Genomic DNA, 1802 nt, shown 5'->3' with positions numbered 1-1802 from the left:
GGCGGAGCCGTCGCCGGAGCTGCGGTCGCGCGTCGCGGCGCTCGCCGGGGAGCGGCCCGAGCGCGGGGAGAGTCTGCGTGCCTCGCGCCGCCGGGCCCCGCGCCGCCGTGCCTCGCGTCTCCGTGCCGTCCTGGCCGTCGCCGCGGCGGCCGCGCTCCTCGTCGTGGGCGGCGTCGCCGGAGCGGCCCTGCGGTCCGCCGAGGAGCGGCCCGTCGCGGGACCGCCCGGGACGCTCGGCGCCGTCGAGGCGATCGCCTTCGAGGAGCGGACTGAGGGCGTGACGCTCGACGGCTCGCTCGTGGCGCACACCTGGGGCACCGAGACGATCCTCCGCGGGACCGGCTTCGCCCTCGGCGAGAGCTACGACCTCGTGCTGGTCACCGGCTCCGGTGAGCGGCTCCCGTCCGGCTCCTTCCTCGGCAGCTCCGCGGAGCTCGACTGCGAGATGAACGCGGCCGTCCTGCGCGAGTCCGTCGCCGCCGTCGAGATCACCGACGCCGGCGGCGCGCTCGTCGCCTCGGCCGCCCTCCCCGCCGTCACCTGAGAGCCGGCGGCGCAGGCTCGCGGCGCGGCTTCAGCTCGCTGACGAGCGTGCCCGCGACGATGAATGCCGCCCCGAGCAGGGCGAGCGCGGGGAGCCGGTCGCCGGCGAGGCGGCCGATCAGGCCGGCCCAGACGGGCTCGGCCGAGTAGATGATCGTGGCGCGCGACGGCGAGACCGAGCGCTGAGCCCAGTTCATCGTCAGCTGGATCAGGCAGCTGCTCGCCCCGAGCGCGAGCGCGGGGATCAGCCAGGCCCCCGAGAACGCCGGGACCGCCTCGCCCGCGAGGGGCATCGAGGCGAACCCGAGCGCGCCGGCGACCAGCAGCTGCACCACGGTCACCCGGCCGAGGTCGACGCGTCCGGCGACGAGGCCGATCAGGATGATCTCGGCCGCGATCGGCAGCGTGCTCACGATCGTCGCCACCTCGCCCGCTCCGAGCGCGACGCCCGGCTGCGGGCCCGCGATCAGGAGCAGTCCGACGAACGCCAGCGCGACGCCCACCAGCGTCAGCACGCCCGGACGGCGACGGAACACGACCCACTGGAGCAGCGGCACCAGCGGCACGTACAGCGCGGTCAGGAACGCGGAGGTGCTGCTCGGGATCGTCTGCAGCCCGTAGCTCTGCAGGCCGTAGCCCGCGAAGATCATCACCCCGATCGCGACGCCGGCCGCGAGGTCGATCCGCCGCATCCCCCGGAGCGACCGGTGGAACACGACCGCGCTGATCAGCCCCGCGATGGCGAACCGCATCCCGACGAAGAACAGCGGCCCACTGTGCTCCATCGCGATGTGAACGGCGAGGAAGGTCCCGCCCCAGATCGCGGTGATGCCGATGAGCGCCCACTCCGGACGCGTGAAGCGGAGGCCCCGGAGAGGCGAGATGTGCATCATTCTGCACATCCTAGGAGCATCAGGGGCCTGTCGGTGCAGAATAGTGCGCATGTCGGCTCCCGTCCTCGCCCACCTGGGCGGCAACCTCCGTCTCGCGCGGCGCGGAGCCGGACTGAGCCAGTCCGCGCTGGCGGCGCGCTCGGGCATCAGCCGGCGGACGATCGTCGCGGCCGAGGCCGGCGAGGCCAACATCTCGCTGACCGGAGTCGACCGCCTCGCGACCGCCCTCGGCACCACGTTCACGGCACTCGTCTCGGCCCCGGGATCCGCGCCCGCGGTGATCGACCAGGTCGCCTGGCGGGGAGCGGGCGAGGCGAGCGTCGCCGTCCTGCTCTCCTCCGTCCCCGCGCGCCGGGAGGCCCAGCT

At 74.8% G+C, this 1802-nt stretch carries 3 protein-coding genes; 2 read left to right on the top strand and 1 reads right to left on the bottom strand.

What is annotated here, in order from left to right:
* A partial coding sequence (locus C5C27_RS18275) for a hypothetical protein (protein ID WP_104315030.1) occupies window positions 1-544 on the top strand: 544 nt, incomplete at its 5' end.
* Here C5C27_RS18275 and C5C27_RS17415 read toward each other — a convergent pair.
* Complete coding sequence (locus tag C5C27_RS17415; protein WP_258066847.1) at window positions 537-1436, bottom strand: DMT family transporter; 900 nt, start codon at window positions 1434-1436, stop codon at window positions 537-539. The genes C5C27_RS18275 and C5C27_RS17415 overlap by 8 nt on opposite strands.
* Window positions 1437-1485: 49 nt before the next feature.
* Between C5C27_RS17415 and C5C27_RS17410 the strand changes: the two genes are divergently transcribed.
* Window positions 1486-1802 (top strand): helix-turn-helix transcriptional regulator (locus C5C27_RS17410; protein WP_146079764.1); only part of this gene is annotated, 317 nt, incomplete at its 3' end.

This window comes from Rathayibacter sp. AY2B7, assembly GCF_002931635.1.
In the GTDB taxonomy this organism is placed as follows: Bacteria; Actinomycetota; Actinomycetes; order Actinomycetales; family Microbacteriaceae; genus Rathayibacter.
The sequence above is the reverse complement of the archived record's forward strand: the minus strand, read 5'-3'. Positions and strand labels throughout refer to the sequence as shown.

Bases quoted from the DNA above. Each gene is read 5' to 3' on its own strand.
- C5C27_RS17415 (WP_258066847.1), bottom strand. From the start codon at position 1,436: ATGATGCACATCTCGCCTCTCCGGGGCCTCCGCTTCACGCGTCCGGAG.